The sequence below is a fragment of the Marinifilum caeruleilacunae genome, assembly GCF_013141825.1.
Classification (GTDB): Bacteria; Bacteroidota; Bacteroidia; order Bacteroidales; family Marinifilaceae; genus Marinifilum; species Marinifilum caeruleilacunae.
This window is the reverse complement of sequence record NZ_RZNH01000001.1, coordinates 1-18504: the sequence shown is the minus strand read 5'-3', so window position 1 is coordinate 18504 and position 18504 is coordinate 1. Positions and strand designations below refer to the sequence as shown.

Sequence of the window (18504 nt, the reverse complement as noted above, 5' to 3'; positions counted from 1 at the left end):
TATATTTGTTGCAACGGATTAGACAAGCTAAAATATTTATCTCTACATTTTTAGAATGTTTTCTTAAAGGACAGCGACAATCGGATTCATAGTGTCGCTTCTGAATTACAGAAAAAGTTGGGGACTTATTCTGAATTTCGACGTCTTCATTAAAAAGAAAATCATGGCCTGGCTTCGCACTTAATTTTATGCCTATGCGAAACCTAAGACCAAGCCAACAGGGTCTTTACGACCCAATGAATGAACATGACAATTGTGGAATTGGCTTTGTAGCCAATATTAAAGGAAAGAAATCGTACGAAATTATTACGCGCGGTCTGGAAGTTCTATGCAATATGGAACACAGGGGTGCTCGTGGTGCTGATAATGTGAGTGGTGATGGTGCCGGTATCTTAATGCAAGTGCCTCATGGTTTTTACAAAAAAATCGGCATTAAACTTCCACTTCCCAAAAAGTATGGAACAGGATTGGTATTCCTTCCTCAAGATGAATCTGAAGAGAAATTCTGTATCGAAGTTTTAATACAAATTCTGGAAGAAGAAGGATTGGAATTTCTTCACTTGCGTGATGTCCCGACGGACACCAATGCAATTGGGGAAATTGCAAGACAATCCGAACCAGTTATCAAACAAATTTTTGTTGGAGGAAACTACGAACAGGATGAACTTGAACGAAGGCTATACCTGGCCAGAAAACAAGCTGAAAGTTATGTAAGAGCAACAAAAATGAAAGAAAAGGAAATGTTCTACATTCCAAGTCTTTCATCAAAAGTATTGGTTTATAAAGGCATGTTTGCAAGCGATCAGCTTGGCAGATATTTTGGCGATCTGCAAGACGCTCGTATGGAATCAGCCATTGCTATGGTCCATTCACGATTTAGCACCAACACATTTCCTTCCTGGGATTTGGCCCAACCATTTCGTATCGTTGCCCATAATGGTGAGATCAATACCATTAAAGGGAACCGTTTATGGATGCAAGCTCGAGAGTCACTGCTTAAATCGGAGATGTATGGAGAGGATATTAAAAAATTATTCCCTGTAGTAGAACCTAACAAAAGTGATTCAGCCTCCTTCGATAATGTTCTGGAGTTCCTTTTCTTAACCGGTAGAAGTTTACCACACGCTTTAAGTATGATGGTGCCTGAATCCTGGAACGAAAAGAACCCTATTCCAGACAGTTTAAAAGCTTTTTACGAGTACCATTCTACCTTTATGGAGCCATGGGATGGCCCGGCTTCTCTGGTATTTTCTGATGGAAGATATATTGGTGGAACACTCGATAGAAACGGATTGCGTCCATCTCGTTACGTAATAACCCAGGATGATATGATCGTTATGGGATCAGAAGTTGGAATTCAAAATTTTAAAGCCGAGGAAATTAAGGAGAAAGGTAGGCTACGTCCTGGTAAACTTTTGTTGGTCGATACTCAGTTAGGAATCATCATACCCGATCAGGAAGTAAAATCTCAACTGACTTACAGGAACCCATATCAGAACTGGCTAAAAGAGAATCGTTTGGATCTTAAAGCAATTCCTGTAGAAAGAAGAGTGCCTTCAGATATTGGAGAACACTTTGAAGTTTGTAAGGATGTATTTGGTTATTCTAAAGAGGATTTTGAGCGTATTATTTTACCTATGGCAACCGGTGGTCAGGAACCAGTAGGATCGATGGGTAATGACTCCCCTATTCCAGCTTTATCGGAAAAGCCACATTTGTTGTTTAATTACTTCAGACAGTTATTTGCACAGGTTACCAATCCACCTATCGATTCGATTCGTGAAAATTTGGTGATGGATTTGACCAATTATATTGGAGCAGTTCAGAAAAATCTTCTTGATGAAACACCGCAGCACTGTAAATTGATAAGATTTAAAAGTCCATTAATTACCAATACAGATCTTGGCAAAATTAAAAAATTACGACATGAGGAATTTAGACATGCTACCCTTGATATGTTGTTTAAGGCAGCCGATAATGGGAAAGGTTTGGAGGAAGCATTGGACTCGCTTTGCACATTAGCTGAGCAGGCTGTAGATAACCAAAAGAATTATATCATTCTTACAGATAGAAATGTGAGTAAAACCATGGCTCCTATTCCTGTTTTGTTGGCTGTAGCAGCTGTTCATCATCACCTTATCAAGAAAAGGAAGAGAATGCAAATTGGTTTGGTGGTTGAAACCGGTGAAGCCCGTGAAGTAAATCACTTTGCCCTTTTAATTGCCTATGGAGCCAGCGTTATCAATCCTTATATGAGTTACGCGGTAATCGATAAATTGGTAAAGGAAGGACGGATCAGTCTTGAATATAAAACAGCGCGTAAAAACTATATAAAATCGGTTGATAAAGGCCTGTTGAAAGTGATGTCAAAGATGGGAATTTCAACCATAGGAAGTTACCTGGGCGCCCAGATATATGAAGCTCTAGGGATTAGCGAGGAGGTTATTAATAAATACTTTACAGGCACAACATCCAGAATTGGAGGTGTTGGTTTAAAAGAGATTTCGGAAGAAATTCTGTGTCATCACAATAAGGCCTTTACAGAGAAAGATCCATTTGAAAACCAAGATCTATTGAATACCAATGGAAGTATTCACTATCGAAAAAATGGTGAAAAACACAGTTGGAATCCTGAATCAATTGGATTGTTACAATGGTCGACAAGAACTGGCAACTATAAAAAATACAAGGAATATTCTTCCTTGGTTGATTCTGAAACACGAAATCCAAATTTTTTACGTGGATATTTCGATTTCAAATCAAACCCTATCGATATTTCAGAGGTTGAGCCTGTTGAGAATATCATGAAACGTTTCTGTACGGGAGCAATGTCTTATGGATCTATTTCCAAAGAAGCTCACGAAGCTTTGGCAATTGCGATGAATAAGATCGGTGGCAGAAGCAATACAGGTGAAGGTGGTGAGAATTCGAAAAGATTTTTCTCAAGTGCCAGAAGTTCTATTAAGCAAATTGCATCGGGGCGATTTGGTGTAAATACCGAGTACCTGGTAAACGCAGATGAGTTGCAAATAAAAGTTGCACAAGGAGCAAAACCTGGAGAAGGTGGACAGTTACCTGGATTTAAGGTGGATAAAATTATTGCAAAATTAAGAAATTCCACTCCAGGAATTACCTTAATCTCTCCTCCTCCACATCATGATATTTACTCGATAGAGGATTTGGCCCAATTGATTTACGACTTAAAAAATGTAAATCCTACTGCATGTGTAAGTGTGAAATTGGTATCGGAAAACGGGGTTGGTACAGTTGCCGCTGGTGTTGCCAAAGCAAATGCCGATTTAATTGTGATTAGTGGTGCAGAAGGTGGAACTGGTGCAAGCCCTTTAAGCTCTATAAAAAATGCAGGTTTGCCAGTGGAATTGGGTTTGGCCGAAGCACAACAAACTCTTGTTCTGAATGATTTGAGAGGTAGAATAAAGCTACAAACCGACGGGCAGCTAAAAACCGGGAGAGATATTATTTCGATGGCCCTGCTGGGAGCTGAAGAATTCGGCTTTGCAACCAGTGCTTTGGTTGTTTTAGGATGTGTTATGATGCGTAAATGTCATTTGAATACATGCCCGGTAGGTATTGCTACACAAAACAAAGAGTTGCGTGAAAAATTTCTTGGTCGATCGGAATGGTTGGTGAACTATTTCACATTTATGGCAGAAGAATGTCGTGAATTAATGGCAGAGCTAGGAATTCGCAAATTTGATGATCTTGTTGGAAGATCGGATTTATTGGTAAAGCGTAAAGACATCAGAAAATGGAAAGCTGATACAATTGACATTCAAAACCTATTACACTTGCCTGAAACCAATGGTCACGAACTTTGTGGCATGAATGCAAGTATAAAATCTATCGGTGAAGTTTTGGATCATGATTTGATTGCGCAAGCAGAAAAAGCCCTTCACGATGGAGAAAAAGTATGGATTGATTCAAAAATAAAGAATACAGATCGTACAACGGGTGCCATGTTATCTGGCAAAGTTGCGGCTTTAAAACCAAAACGCCAGTTGGCTGAAGATACCATCTATTGCAGATTTAGAGGGTCTGCAGGGCAAAGTTTTGGAGCGTTCCTGGAAAAAGGCATCACATTTAAACTGGAAGGTGATTCTAATGACTATTTCGGAAAAGGTTTATCTGGTGGTAAAATTGTTGTTCAGCCTCCAAATAAAACAACTTTTAAACCCGAAAAGCAAATTATTATTGGTAATACGGCAATGTATGGTGCTACCAACGGAGAAGCATACATAAGGGGTATGGCTGGTGAACGTTTTTGCGTGAGGAATTCAGGTGCCAGAGCTGTTGTTGAAGGTGTTGGTGATCATGGATGTGAATACATGACTGGAGGACGTGTTGTTATACTTGGTCCAACAGGTAGGAATTTCGCCGCAGGTATGAGTGGTGGTATCGCCTATGTTTTGAATATGGAAGGCCAGTTGGATTACTTCTGTAATCAGAGTCTTGTTTCACTAGAGCCTGTTGAAAACCTTCAGGATATTCACGAATTGCAAGGCATGATCCACCAGCACTTGTTACTGACACAAAGTAGTGTAGCCTCTAAAGTATTAACTCATTGGGATGAATATCTCCCACACTTTGTAAAAGTGATTCCATATGAATACAAAAAAGTATTGGAAGAGAAGAAACTTAAAAAGATACGCCGCAAACTAAAGCAGGCGCAATCGCAGACTGAGGTACACGAGTAAAACAATTGGCAATTATCAATTGGTAAGTGTTGATTGATCACTGTAAAATGAAAGATTATGGGAAATCCGAAAGGTTTTTTAGAAATAAAGAGAAAAGAAGCCGGTTATCGCCCGGTTAGAGATAGAATTGGAGATTTTGGAGAGGTTGAACAAACATTAAATTTAGAAGATAGAATTGATCAGGCAGCCAGATGTATGGATTGCGGTATTCCTTTCTGTCACTGGGCCTGTCCGACTGCCAGTAAAATTCCCGAATGGCAAGACGCCATTTACAGGGAGAACTGGGAAGAAGCAGCTCAAATTCTTCAATCCACCAATAGCTTTCCTGAATTTACAGGAAGGGTATGTCCGGCTCCTTGTGAGAAATCGTGTGTTTTGTCACTGCACAATTCACCGGTAACAATTCGTGAAAATGAGGCATCAGTAATCGAAAAATCTTTTGATTACGGGTACATCAAGGCAAGACCTGTGAGTAATAGAACAGGAAAAAAAGTTGCTGTCATTGGATCTGGCCCCGCTGGATTATCGGTAGCAGACCTTCTGAACCAGGCGGGGCATAAAGTAACGGTGTTTGAACGAGATGATGCAATTGGTGGATTGCTTCGTTATGGTATACCTGATTTTAAACTGGACAAGCATGTTATTGACCGCAGATTGGAATTATTCGTTGAAGAAGGAATTGAGTTTAGAACCAAACAGGACGTGGGTGTCAATGTTTCTTTTTCTGATCTTGAGAAAGAGTATGATGCAATTTGTTTAGCCATTGGTGCCATGAAACCACGCGATTTACCTATAGAAGGAAGAGATTTAAACGGCATTTACTTTGCAATGGATTTTTTGAAACAACAAAACAAAGTTGTTCGGGGCGATGAGTTCAGCAAAGAAGAAAGAATCTCTGCCAAAGGAAAAAATGTTGTTGTAATTGGAGGTGGAGATACTGGTTCCGATTGTGTTGGTACATCGGTGCGTCAGAAGGCAAAATCGGTACTACAAATTGAATTGTTGCCAAAGCCACCGGAAGAACGTGAAGAAAACAATCCATGGCCTTATTGGCCCGATACCTTAAGAACTTCCAGTTCTCATTTGGAAGGCTGTAAAAGACGTTGGTCTTTAAGTTCGAAGCAGTTTAATGGTGTAGATGGCAATGTTTCAGAACTAGAAATTGTACAGGTTGAATGGAAAAGGGACAGTCAAGCTGAATTCAAAATGAAGGAAGTACCTGGAAGCGAGGAGAAAATTGAAGCCGATTTGGTATTGCTGGCAATGGGCTTTGTACACCCAATTCATGAAGGGCTTGTTACAGAGTTAGGATTGGAATTGGATCCCCGTGGCAATATTAAAACCAATAAACAGGGACAAACCTCTAACCCTAAAGTATTTTGTTGTGGAGATGCTACAAGTGGTGCTAGTTTAGTAGTACGCGCCATTGATAGCGGTCGAAAAACGGCAAGTTCCATACATAAACAATTAATGAAATAATATTACACTAAACATAGGCAGTTAAGTGGGAGAACCGATGGATATTTTAATAGCTATCGGTTCTTTTTAATGCAAAGGAAAGGAGCGTTAACCAAGTTAACGCTCCCTATTTTAATTAAAACCTAAATTCACTTCCGATATTCACAACCACTACAAATATCGAAATCCATTAAAATTTGCACTTATTAATTCGTTGTAATTAAATGCGATTAAGGTGTAGGAGTATTCAACTGAGTAACAGTAGCAGTATTACCGTTTCCAAATTGAGTAACTGTACTAAAGTGACCAAAACCATCTTGTTCAACTGTAGCAGTGTTATCAGAACCTACCTGTAGAATTCCAGAGAAGTTGAAATCACCAGTTTGAGTAACTTCTGCAACATTGTTATCACCGTTGTATTGGTAAATGATTGACTCATTAAACATACCTTCCTGAGCTACGTCAGCAACAGAGTTGGTAACGTTACTTTGAAGAATACCCGAGTAGTTATAATCTCCAAACTGATCAACTAAAGCAACTGTACCTGCTCCACCAAATTGGTAAGTTTCAGACATGTTATGCATACCTTCTTGTACTACATAAATTTCGTTTGCTTCGCCACCAATTTGCTCTGTGTAAGCCATATTACCATGACCTAACTGAAGAACGTTAGAAAGATTGTACATACCATCTTCTTGATACATTCCTGCGTAGTTGTGATCACCATCTTGCTCAGCATAAATTGTGTTGTCTTCTCCACCAATCTGAAGAGCTTCAGCTTTGTTGAAGTAACCATATTGAACTAAACCAGCCCAGTTGCCATAACCGCCTAATTGAGTTGCTTCTGCACGGTTGAAATCACCCATTTGAGCGATACCTGCATAGTTGAACATACCAAACTCCTGGTAAGTTTCAGCTAAGTTCCAAGCGCCTAATTGTCCGATGTAAGCAGTATTGAAGAATCCATCAAATTGAGTAGCATAAGCTGTGTTGATGTCATAATATTGCTCAATTTCGATATGGTTTAGAATACCATAAACCTGAGTTGCAAATGCCCAGTTGTCATAACCCATTTGGTTAATATTTGTGCTATTGTACAAACCACCAAATTGATAAACATCAGCTAAGTTCCAAGATCCATCCTGCACAACAGTAGCTCTTGCTCTTTCGTTGTAATCCTGAGTAATATATGAAGAATTGTAATCGCCAAATTGTGTTACCATAGCTAAATCACGATATCCCATCATTTGGTCAATCATAGAGAAGTTGTCATAACCCAATTGGAAAACGTCAGCAATTGAATAGAAGTTGTCATACTGAGTAATATATGATGTATTGAAATCACCATACTGGAATACATAAGCAATATCCCAAACACTCATTTGATCAATCATAGAATAGTTAAAGTAACCAATCTGATCAACGTAAGCTTCAACCCAAGTACTGAACCACTGGTAAATGAAAGATGTATTCATTCCATTCTGATATACAGAAGCGATATTATCTACTCCCCAGAACTGATCGATAACAGATAAATTAGCTCCTCTTTGCATAACATACGCTTTATTACTTTCAGTAAAGAACTGAGAAATAATAGATGTGTTTGTACCTAGTTGGTCTACCATTGCAAGGTTATCCCAACCTACTTGTACAATTGAAGAATAGTTCAAGAAACCATCCTGAGTAACGTCTGCTACGTTATAATCTCCAATCTGAAGCACGTCGCTCATATTCCATAAGCCAGTTTGTAATACTGTAGCTTCGTTGTCCATTCCACTTTGATCAATATTTGACCAGTTTTCCTGTGCGAATGAAATACCTGCAGATAATACTACAGCCATCAATGTAAACATGAATTTTTTCATCGTCGAATTTTTAGGTAAAAGTGAATACTGAGATAAAGAAAACATTGGTATGTGGTTGTTTGGTTTTTATCCTTTTCTTTATCTTTTACTATTAAACTTTATTTGTTTAAATATTTTAAGCAGTAAAATATCTCTATCGCCAATTGGTTGACAAAACAGTTGCGATAAATACATTTTCAAAAAAGAGAGTATTGTAATAGATTCGATTTGGCAATAATTAGAAGAACTACAAACCTTATTGTGTATATTTGGTGACAAAGACTGCTCCATTGAATTGGTCATCATGGAACACATTAAATCATGTAGATTAGAGTAATTTCGTTCTGTCACTTTTTGTGGTTTTATTAGCATATTTATCAATACACAAACACTAGGTTTTAAGCTTGTTGTACGTAAAACTACATCCTTATTTCAACTAATAACATAAATCAATAAGACTTGTAATTTTTTTTACACAAATAAAGCTAGTGAACTATTCTATCAATACTTATGTGTATTACATGAAATGACTCATTTAAATGACAAATGATTTCATTAAATAGATTAACGTGTTCGAAACAGTTTAAATTGTTAAGCAATCTTAAACAAGTAATTTTGTACATACAAGTTTTGAACGCTAGGTTTAAATATTTTATATTAACAATATAAACAATAGAATATTGCTAAAACCCTTTAAAAATCTACTTAAATAATGTTTTATCCCTGTTAAATTTCAATCTTATTATATCTTTGCAGTAACTGAATCGAACAACATGAGTAAAAAAGATTTAAAAGAATACATTCATCACCTTTCGAAGGAACATTTGGAAGATCAAATTCTTGATTTATACACCCGATTTAAAGAAGTAAAAGAGTTTTACGATTTCGCGTTCAATCCGAAAGAAAATAAACTAATGGAAGAGTGTAAGTTTAAAATTTCGAAAGAGTATTTTCCTGTAAATGGCCGAAAAGCAAAAATGAGACGCTCGGTTGCCCAGGGATACATCAGGCATTTTAAAAGGTTGGGTGTAGAGTCTTCCTTAATCGCCGATATCATGCTATATAATATTGAAGTAGCTCAAACCTATACAACTGAGTTATACATTAAGCAAGAATCTTTTTACAAAAGCATGTTAAAATCTTTTCAGGAAGCGGTAAAATACATCCGAGAGAATGGAATTGAGGCAGAGTTCAAAGCAAGATTAAATCGTATTGTTGATGAATCCATTGATCAAAGATGGATGAACAGAGAAGGTTTTCAAAAGAGCTATCATTAAGAATTAATCAGCCCTTTTATAATCTCTTTTACCGGCCTGATTTCCCGAATTGAATCAATCGCCGGACCAGCACACCAAACATTGTCATAAGCTGCTTTAAATGCTGATTTTTTAACCTTAGCCATACCTCTCCATGCCAATAGCATTTTTGCATATTTCTTTAGTTGTGGACTATGATTAATTAACCATTCCAAAATATTCGACCTGGTCCCAATTTTCTGAACGTATGGTGTATTGATAACGGTTAATGGTGATCCTGTTAGCTTTGTAGTTTTTACGATATCCTTGGCCCCATAACGTATTAATGCTGCTTTGTATTCCTCACTAACAGGGGATTCTATACTTGCGATAAATATGGTTCCTACAGATACTCCTGCGGCACCAAGATTCATTGCCATTTCAATATCTTTCGAATTTGTAACCCCTCCAGCTGAAATTATAGGAATGTTGATTTCCTTCTGTAAATTCTCCAATAATTGTTTGGAACCAAATCCTCCACAATGTCCTCCAGCTTGCGAATTTACTGCAATCACGGCATCCGCTCCCAAATCTTCCACAATTCTTGCGTATTTGACATCTACAACATCACAAAACACTTTAATTCCGAGTGGTTTACACTCTTTAATTACCTCTTTTGGGTTTCCTAATGATGTAATGATATAATCGACTTGCATATCGAGTAATACCTGAAGTTGTTTGCGGTATTTCGGATTAGAGCGATTCACAATTAAATTAATTCCAAAAGGTTTATTGCTTGCCTCTTTAATGCATTGTATGGCCTTTCGCAAGTCTTCTTCGGTGCGATAATTGTGTGCAGGAATTGCTCCTGTACAGCCCATTTCCAATGCGGACAGAATCATTTCAGTATTAGAGACCAAAAACATTGGTGCCAGTAAAATGGGATGTTCAATATTCAGAATTTGCGATAAGGTTTTTATTGCCATATCATCAAGATATAAATTAACCTTAAGATTGTAAAATTAAAAAAGCTCCCGTTTGGAAGCTTTTTGTTTTTATTTTTTCATGATAAATGTAAGAGGAATGTGCAATCTTTTGCACCAGGAATCTTCGGAGTGATTTTCTCCAACAAACTCCTTTGTTACCCAATTCTCGCTGGTAAATCCTTTTTGTCGCATAATTTCGTCCACTTTCAACTGTAATGGTTTGTACAAACTATCTAAAGTTTCTGTTCCATAATCGAAATATATTTTGTGATTCTTAGGCGAAGGCAGGTTGTCTTTTAGATAAGAATAAAAAGCTTCTGGAATTAGATTATTAACAATTCTGGTATCTCCTGGCCAATGGGTTGAAATGCATGCAGCACCTTCAAAAACATTAGGATACTCACATATTGCATACATAGAGATCAATCCGCCCATGCTAGAACCTGCTATAAATGTATGTTCCTTATCGGTTTTAACAGAAAATGTTTTGTCGATAAAAGGCTTCAATTCTTTGGTAAGGAATTTTAGATATTCATCGGCTCTTAAATCACCCATTAAACTGTCTCTTAATTGACTTTGCAGTGATTTCGGCAAATAATTGGCTGCCTTTTCGGGAAAATAGTCGCTGTGGCGATATGCACCTCCATTCCATACCCCTACCACTATACATTCATCAATTGTCTTTTCATTGATCAATTTACTCACCACTTCATCAACCATCCATTCCTGTTTATTCCAGGATTTGTTGGCATCGTACAACATTTGTCCATCATGCATATACAATACGGAGTATTCTTTCTCTTTAGAATATCCATCGGGCAACCAAACATCAACATTTCGTGGAACTATATATTTTGATTCAAAATTTTCGAACCTTTTGATCGTGCCACTAGCTACATCTGGAAGTTGGGCATATGCGCTTAAAGAAAAACTCAACAGTAAAAGCAGTAATAATCTCATATCGTTTCAGTTAATTGGTATATATCCAACTAAATTGAGCAGATTTAAGTGCTTTTGCAAATTTTATGTACAGATGGGTGTTTTTAAGGTACAAACTACATGATATGAATTGCAATTTATTTTAAACAAAAAAAGGATCAACATTAGTTGATCCTTTGTGCGGATGAAGGGACTCGAACCCCCACGCCCGAAGGCACTAGATCCTAAGTCTAGCGCGGCTACCAATTACGCCACATCCGCGTTGCGTTGATTGCGATGCAAATATGGTGGATTTTTTTTTACTACCAAAATATTCTGATAAAAAAATTCTTCTGCACAAGCCTATTTTAGGGCAATTCGCAACAAAACTATCTGATAAACAAGTTCATTAACTTCATTCTTTTTTTTGAAAAAAAATGCCGAAGCTTTCACTCCGGCTTGTTAATTAAACTATGAAAATTATGAAGAAATTATTGTTCCTTAATACAAAACAGTTTTAAAATTAGGAATCCTATTACTCCAGACATTAATGATGCAATTAAAACTGCAAATTTGGCCAGGCTTAACACTTCCGGATCTGCAAAAGCCAGTTGTGAAACAAAGAATGACATGGTAAATCCAATTCCTCCAAGGAAACCAATACCAAGGATTTGTGACCAACAAATTTCACTTGGTTTCTGAGCAATTTTAAGCTTAACGCCAATCCAGGAGAAAAAGAAGATTCCCAATGGTTTTCCGACAAATAAACCTAAAATAATTCCGATTGAAACAGGCTCGAATACCCTGCTGGTTAAATCTGTATCGATAATTACACCAGCATTAGCAAAAGCAAATAGTGGCACAATCATGTATGCTACCCATGGATGAAAATCATGTTCTAATCGTTGTAATGGCGACAGTACTTTTAAACAGTTGCTTTCGATGGAACTTACCGATGCCTGAATGAATTTCTCATTTGGTTTTAATTGTAAATCAGGAGTTTTATCTTCAAGATTTTTGAGTAATTCCTGATTTGAACCAATGAATTCAAAGATATTTCGACTTGCACGTGCCGGAATGGTTAAAGCCAATAACACACCTGCCAGTGTTGCATGAACACCCGATTTTAGCACCACGTACCAAAGGAATAACCCAAATATAAGGTAAACTGATATGTTTCGGATTTTTAAGAAATTGAATAACCACAGCAAAGCATAAATTCCACCACCATACAATAAATAAATCCAATCGATCTCACTGGTGTAATACAATGCAATCACCATTACAGCTCCAATATCATCAACAATTGCAATTGATGTTAGCAATAGTTTAAGAGAGGTTGGTATTCTCTTTCCCAGCAATATCAAAATACCAAGTGCAAAAGCAATATCTGTAGCCATTGGAATTCCCCAACCGTGTGTTCCTTCACCCTGAGTATTTAAACTGACATAAACTAAGGCAGGAACGAGCATACCACCTATAGCACCAAAAATTGGCAAACTTGCCTTTTTAACCGAAGAAAGTCCGCCGGTAAGCAATTCTCGTTTAATTTCCAATCCAACTACAAAAAAGAAGATGGCCATTAAACCATCGTTGATCCAATGCAATAGTGACTTTTTTAAAGTCCAGTCACCAAACTGAAATCCAAAATAATTGGTCCAATATGCAATAAAGTTTTCTCCTAGTATCGAATTTGAGATGGCGAGTGCCAAAAGGGTAAAAAACATCAAAACAATACCACTAAACGCCTCTAATCGAACGAATTCTACCAACGGATCCTTAATCCTGTGGAACAACTTTTGCTTTTTAATAAATTGAATCATCACCTAAAATTTCTGTATAACTATTTTGTTATTGTTTTTAATCTTACTGCGAAAATACAATGCTGCGATAGTATGTACAATGGGGATTTCCCTACTTCGGTCAGCAATCAGCGAAATAACAATTACAGCATCATAATTGTTCGATATGATCGATAGGTGTTTTACTAATATTTAATAATTTGGTGTTTAAAGGCATAAATAACCAGGTTCACAGTATTAAAAGTTCCTGTTTTCTGAAACAGGCTACTTTTATGCTTCTCTACGGTCTTAATACTCAAAAATGTTGCTTCTGCAATCTGTTTGTTTCCAAAACCTTTGCAGATGTATTCGAGCACTTCCTTTTCTCTATCGGTAAATTCGGGTAACTCATCCTTGCGCTTTCTCTTTTTGCGAAGCATATTAAGTTTATCTGATAATAAACTTACTATTTCATCGGAAAAGTAATTGCCACCTTCGTATACTTTTAAAATGGCCTTCTCGAATTCCTCAATTTCTGCGCTTTTCAGCATATATCCTTCTACTCCAGCCATTAGCATTTGCTCCAGGTAATCATCATCAAGGAAAGTGGTTAAGGCAATAATTTTTAGATCGGGGTTTAATTCCAAGGCTTTCTGGCTCGCTTCTACTCCATCTACCTGTGGCATATTAATATCCATGAAAATGATATCGGCCTGGTGGTTGGGAATTAAGTCCAAAAACTCTTTGCCATTAGAAGCTTCTGCAATAATTTCAACAAATGAAAAAGTTTGAAGAAGCAAACGAAATCCATCTCTGAAAATCTTATGATCGTCTACCAATATTACCTTAATCTTATCCATTTAATTCCTATTTATTTTGCTGAGTGCAAACTGAATTTTTATTTGAAATCCCTTGTTCTCTGCTGTTTGAACATGATAGGACCCATTTATAGATTCAACCCTCTCGATGATGTTCTGCAAGCCCATACCACTTCCTGCTTTGGTTTTGTTCACATCAAAATCGAACCCGATACCATTATCGGAATAATGCAAAATCAAAACATTTACACCAGATAATTTGATCGTGATATTTGAAGCCCCTGCATGCTTTAGTGTGTTATTAATCAGTTCACTACAAATTCGATATATGATAACCTGCGTACTTTGTTGAGGCTGACCCTGAAAGTTATCGAGATCGACTTGTACATTTACATGATCGAGTTTGTTAATTTTAATGGCTAAACGCTCTAAGGATTCTTTTAAAGTATAACGATTCAGAACCGATGGGTTCAAATTGTTAATTACCTCAGAAACTGTATCTAATGCTTGTTTGGAGAGTTGATTAATTTGCTTCACTTTCTCAAGTGATTTTTCTTGTGTTTGCAACTCCTTGCCCAACATTTTACCATAAAGACCAATGCTTGAAAGAAGCGCACCCAATCCGTCGTGTAATTCCCTGGCAATTCTCTTTCTCTCTCGCTGTTCTACCGTCATGGTATTTCTAACCAGTTGCACATGCGCTTGTGTTAGAGAATTCATTAATCTGATTACGATTACCAAGCTCACAATTAGCAAAAGAAGCAAAGAAGCAAGCAGAAAAAAGATGTTTCTTTTGAATTTCTGATTGGTTTGATTGATGTATAAATGCAGTGCTTTCTCATATTGTGTAAATGTATCATCGAATGACCTAAATGCCTTATCGAGTTCACTCGTACTGATATCAGGTATCGAATTTTTCAGAATGGGCTCAATTTCGGATATAGATTCCCTAAGCAGCATTAAGTCTTTGGTAAATTCTTTGTTCTCCTGTGATTTAAAGCTGAATTCTCTGGATGCAATCTCAGCAATGATTTCAATATTCAGAAAAGCTCTTACAAAAAGTGAATCGATTGACTCTATCAGAGCTGGCTTTGGCTCAGAACGATAATTGCCATATTTAATTCGGGCATCGAAGATTTTAATTTCTATTTTCTCGGAATTTTCGACCAATTGAATGTGCTCTCTATCCAATTCGATACTTCGATTTAGTGTATAGAAAATAGCAGCAATCGCTATTAAACTAAAGCCGATAAGGATAAGAGCAATTTTCTGCTTTACGAAAAATCTTCTATTCATTGCTATGTATGTCCTGAATTATTTATATCAAATCTACTAATAATTTTCTAGTGTTATGTTATTATTTAACGTGAGTTTGATGTAAAATTCCGCCTCGGTTTGATCTGATTTGATCAGAGTGGAAAGCTCCCAAAAACTAACTATGGTTTCACTATCTCAATATTCTATTGGAAGCTTTCCGAAGAAAATCAATCGTTTATCCCCTAAATAATCAATTAAATTGTATGATTTTCTTTTCTGATCATCAATGGTTGGTTTGTTGTTTACGGATTAACTACCATCTTAATGCTTTGCTTGAAATTCTGTCACTAATATTCACTTGTTTTTTACTCATCGTCAGTAAATTGGCTACAAATCCTTCATCTTTCACTCCCAGACTAAAAATGGGTCTACTCGAATTCTGTAAAAATTCTACCAGTAAGCGCTCGCTTTGCGAATGACTGAACATCAAATCCTGGAAACCTTGAATCAGGAGAATATCGGCTGGCGTTTTCTTAGCGCCTTCTACCAAAGCATCGTTTTTTCCAAAATTCTCTTTTTCTACAATGCTTACCGTACAGTCTATTCCTTCCCGCTCAATATAATGTTTCATGATCTGAGATTTTTTGTATGCTAAACTTCGTTTCAGCTCTATATTTACAGTTAGTGCTGCCAAAAGTTTAATTTTTGCATTAAATGCCTTCCCTAGTATTATAGACCAGTTTAATAAATCTCGCGATTGTCTGGAAATATCCACCGGCACCAAAATATTTCGAATTCCACTGCCCGTCCATCTATCGTTTACACTAATTACCGGACATCTCGACTCACGAATAATCTGATCGATGCTATTTGTTTTAAACCTCTCACTTAAGCCTTCTATCCTATTGCTTCGGTTAAGAATTACCAAATCGAAATTTTCAGAACTGCTAATCGAATTGATGATATTCAAATAATTCCCCACTTCGACTCTTAACTTTACATCATCAGGAATTCGCCCCCTAAAATGCATTTTCGTGAACCTTATCAGTCGAACCATACCTCTTCCTTGAAGACTATCTTTAAGTTTAGGTTGAAAAACGTTCGAAATGCCTCCTATTTTCTGAACCACATGCAATAAAACGATCTCTGCCCCAAACTTTTTTCTGAAATAGAGCGCTTGTTTAAATGCTGTAGTACTCTCAACTGCCAGACTTACTGGCACCAATATCCTCTTAAATCTGTACGTTTTCATCTTAAAAAGCTTTAAAAGTTTCTAACGGTAATTCCTTTACTTTTGACAAACCACTTGTCGAAGTAGGATAGTAAATCACGTTCCTTATCTGGCAACTTATCGCTATGATAAATCGTTAGTAATGAATCTACATTCAGCGGTTTCTGAACACTTTCAGATAATTTCTCGAATCGCACATTTGATCCAATGCAAGCGTTTGCATAAGTCTTCACGATTTCTGCTTTTTCGCTAATTGTAATGTGATTGATATTAAGACCGACATGAACATTACATTTTTGTTTTGCACATACTTTCTGCAATGAACTTAGAATAGGCAATGACAAACTGGAATTTGAATTCCTGACATATATATTATCAATGCTTTGATTGGCTTTACAATTGTTCAACACATACAATGGCTGATTTACATTTTGTACAATTTCTTTAAAACGCGGATTGTATTGCAAATCACTATTCGTCTCGTTCAGACCCAGCACTACTTGCCAATTGTGATTTTGATACCATTCCGATTGAAAAAACCTGCTCAATTCACCCTCGAATGACAACATTTCTACTTCTTGTTCCTGAAGGTCATATTTTGTAAGAAGATCTGCCTTGAGTGCTTTTAATTCTCTTTTAGAGATATCCTGTAAAATTGGAGCTAAATCTCTCACCATAGAAGCTCCATAAGAAGGTTTTTGCCAGGTTTGCACAAGAAAAACCTTTGTTGTATCATTATAGAGATATTTTATTGCAAAATCGATCGCTGATTGATTCCCCTCTGAGAAATCTGCAAGAATCAGTATTCTGTTTGTGTAATTGTTCCTGTTCTCCATGCCTTTATTTTTTATTACAAAAGTAGCGCAGAGCCTATTATTGGAAAACAGGAGGAATCCTAAATCATATGGGGGATTTCCCTACTTGTTAAAGTTTCCTAATTTTCCTTATTAATCACTTTGTGATATATCTATTTTTAATACATTTGCCGAATATAATTTTCAAGTATGAACGAGAAGTCGCTACACATTATCATTATTTCATTGCTATTGATTTGCAGCACTGTTTTCAATCTTGCTAGCATGCAGGATGATTTTGCAAATGATCAATTGGTTGAAAATTGTGGCGATTCTATGGAACTACCGGGCGATTTAGAGGAAGCCGACAGCGAAGAGTGCTATGATTACAGAAAGCAGCTGGATTCGCTTTACTCAGGTTTAGTTTCAGATCAGTTCTACTACCATGAGCCTGAGTGTGGAAAGCCCATATTCAATTTTATAACACCACCTCCACAGGCATAATTATTACCCTCATTTTTTTCGTCTGATTTAAACCTTTATTGCAAGGGGTTTAATTCAAATTATTACCGATTTCTTGTCCTAGCAAAACAAGTTCAAAGTTTATTTATGAAGTTACAACCAAGCAAAAAGAGCAAAAAACCAAGAATTTTATTGTTGCATCAATATTATTCGTATACCGGATTTTATAATTTCATTGTTTCCAACCTAAAAAAGGCCATTGTTCCCTTATTACTGATAGGTGGGCTGGTTTTCTTTTTGGAATACTATGTGCTCGATTTCGAGAACCTTTTTTATACAACCACCAAAGATTTGCCAACCTTTGGCTTGTTAACGGTGTTCTTTATCTCTGAGTCGTTTTTAGGCCTGATTCCACCCGAATTGTTCATTGCCTGGGTAAAAACCTTACCGTCGCCATTGGTTTATCTTACCATTCTGGCCATTCTTTCCTACCTGGGAGGATGTGTATCCTATTTTATAGGGCGCTTAGTGGTGAGAATACCACGATTAAAAAAGTGGATAGAGGTGAAAATTGGAAAACACATCCAAAACATCCGAAAATGGGGTGGCTTTCTGATTATTGTAGGAGCCCTTTTGCCAATCCCATTCTCTATTGTGAGCATTGCATCTGGAATTATTCATTTTAGCTTTAGAAAGTACTTATTCTATGGGTTATTCCGATTCTTGAGATTCTATTTGTTTGCCCTTGCAATTTTTAGATTGATGGAGTAAGCTATTGCTGAAATACAATCCGATAAAGAAACTGCGCTAAGTCATCCACTTGGCGTTTTTTTTGCACTTATGTTTGAGCAAGATGGGTGAGTCGTCCTAAAATAGGTTGACACATTTATAAATTAATTATATGATCCAGTGAGGCTAGCCTCACTGGATTTTTGATGTATAAAATTAGGTGTTTTATAATTCAAACTCAAATGAGGTCTCTTGTTATTATAGATCCAAACAGAT

At 36.8% G+C, this 18504-nt stretch carries 13 protein-coding genes and 1 tRNA gene; 5 read left to right on the top strand and 9 right to left on the bottom strand.

The window, feature by feature from the left end:
* Nucleotides 1-194 precede the first annotated feature (194 nt).
* Complete coding sequence (gene gltB, locus ELS83_RS00070; protein ID WP_171593460.1) at nucleotides 195-4715, top strand: glutamate synthase large subunit; 4521 nt, start codon at nucleotides 195-197, stop codon at nucleotides 4713-4715.
* Between the two features lie 57 nt (nucleotides 4716-4772).
* Nucleotides 4773-6194: a glutamate synthase subunit beta gene (locus ELS83_RS00065; RefSeq protein WP_171593459.1), complete on the top strand. Its 1422-nt coding sequence runs from the start codon at nucleotides 4773-4775 to the stop codon at nucleotides 6192-6194.
* 209 nt (nucleotides 6195-6403) lie between these two features.
* Here the strand turns inward: ELS83_RS00065 and ELS83_RS00060 are convergent, their stop codons facing one another.
* Nucleotides 6404-8038, bottom strand: a complete 1635-nt coding sequence (locus ELS83_RS00060) for a hypothetical protein (RefSeq protein ID WP_171593458.1) — start codon at nucleotides 8036-8038, stop codon at nucleotides 6404-6406.
* 752 nt (nucleotides 8039-8790) lie between these two features.
* On the opposite strand from ELS83_RS00060, the gene ELS83_RS00055 reads away from it, so the two are divergent.
* Nucleotides 8791-9294: a DUF6155 family protein gene (locus tag ELS83_RS00055; RefSeq protein WP_171593457.1), complete on the top strand. Its 504-nt coding sequence runs from the start codon at nucleotides 8791-8793 to the stop codon at nucleotides 9292-9294.
* Here the strand turns inward: ELS83_RS00055 and ELS83_RS00050 are convergent.
* The 8 genes from ELS83_RS00050 to ELS83_RS00015 form a co-directional block, all read right to left on the bottom strand.
* A complete protein-coding gene (locus tag ELS83_RS00050; protein ID WP_171593456.1) occupies nucleotides 9291-10238 on the bottom strand; it encodes an NAD(P)H-dependent flavin oxidoreductase in 948 nt (315 codons plus the stop codon). The genes ELS83_RS00055 and ELS83_RS00050 overlap by 4 nt on opposite strands.
* A gap of 69 nt (nucleotides 10239-10307) precedes the next feature.
* The gene (locus ELS83_RS00045; protein WP_171593455.1) at nucleotides 10308-11198 is read right to left on the bottom strand and encodes an alpha/beta hydrolase; all 891 of its coding nucleotides are present in this window, start codon (nucleotides 11196-11198) and stop codon (nucleotides 10308-10310) included.
* A 158-nt stretch (nucleotides 11199-11356) separates the two neighbouring features.
* A tRNA-Leu gene (locus ELS83_RS00040) sits at nucleotides 11357-11438 on the bottom strand.
* A gap of 209 nt (nucleotides 11439-11647) precedes the next feature.
* Nucleotides 11648-12979 (bottom strand): Na+/H+ antiporter NhaA, encoded by a 1332-nt coding sequence (gene nhaA, locus ELS83_RS00035; RefSeq protein ID WP_171593454.1) that lies wholly within the window; start codon nucleotides 12977-12979, stop codon nucleotides 11648-11650.
* A gap of 164 nt (nucleotides 12980-13143) precedes the next feature.
* Complete coding sequence (locus tag ELS83_RS00030; RefSeq protein ID WP_171593453.1) at nucleotides 13144-13797, bottom strand: response regulator transcription factor; 654 nt, start codon at nucleotides 13795-13797, stop codon at nucleotides 13144-13146.
* The gene (locus ELS83_RS00025) at nucleotides 13798-15051 is read right to left on the bottom strand and encodes a sensor histidine kinase (protein WP_171593452.1); all 1254 of its coding nucleotides are present in this window, start codon (nucleotides 15049-15051) and stop codon (nucleotides 13798-13800) included.
* 274 nt (nucleotides 15052-15325) lie between these two features.
* Nucleotides 15326-16264: a universal stress protein gene (locus ELS83_RS00020; RefSeq protein ID WP_171593451.1), complete on the bottom strand. Its 939-nt coding sequence runs from the start codon at nucleotides 16262-16264 to the stop codon at nucleotides 15326-15328.
* Between the two features lie 11 nt (nucleotides 16265-16275).
* Nucleotides 16276-17079, bottom strand: coding sequence for an adenine nucleotide alpha hydrolase family protein (locus ELS83_RS00015; protein WP_171593450.1), 804 nt, complete (start codon nucleotides 17077-17079; stop codon nucleotides 16276-16278).
* Between the two features lie 168 nt (nucleotides 17080-17247).
* Here ELS83_RS00015 and ELS83_RS00010 point away from each other — a divergent pair, with 168 nt between their 5' ends.
* On the top strand, nucleotides 17248-17541 hold the full coding sequence (locus ELS83_RS00010) for a hypothetical protein (RefSeq protein WP_171593449.1): 294 nt from the start codon (nucleotides 17248-17250) through the stop codon (nucleotides 17539-17541).
* A 105-nt stretch (nucleotides 17542-17646) separates the two neighbouring features.
* Nucleotides 17647-18270, top strand: coding sequence for a YqaA family protein (locus ELS83_RS00005; protein WP_171593448.1), 624 nt, complete (start codon nucleotides 17647-17649; stop codon nucleotides 18268-18270).
* The last annotated feature ends 234 nt before the right edge of the window (nucleotides 18271-18504 follow it).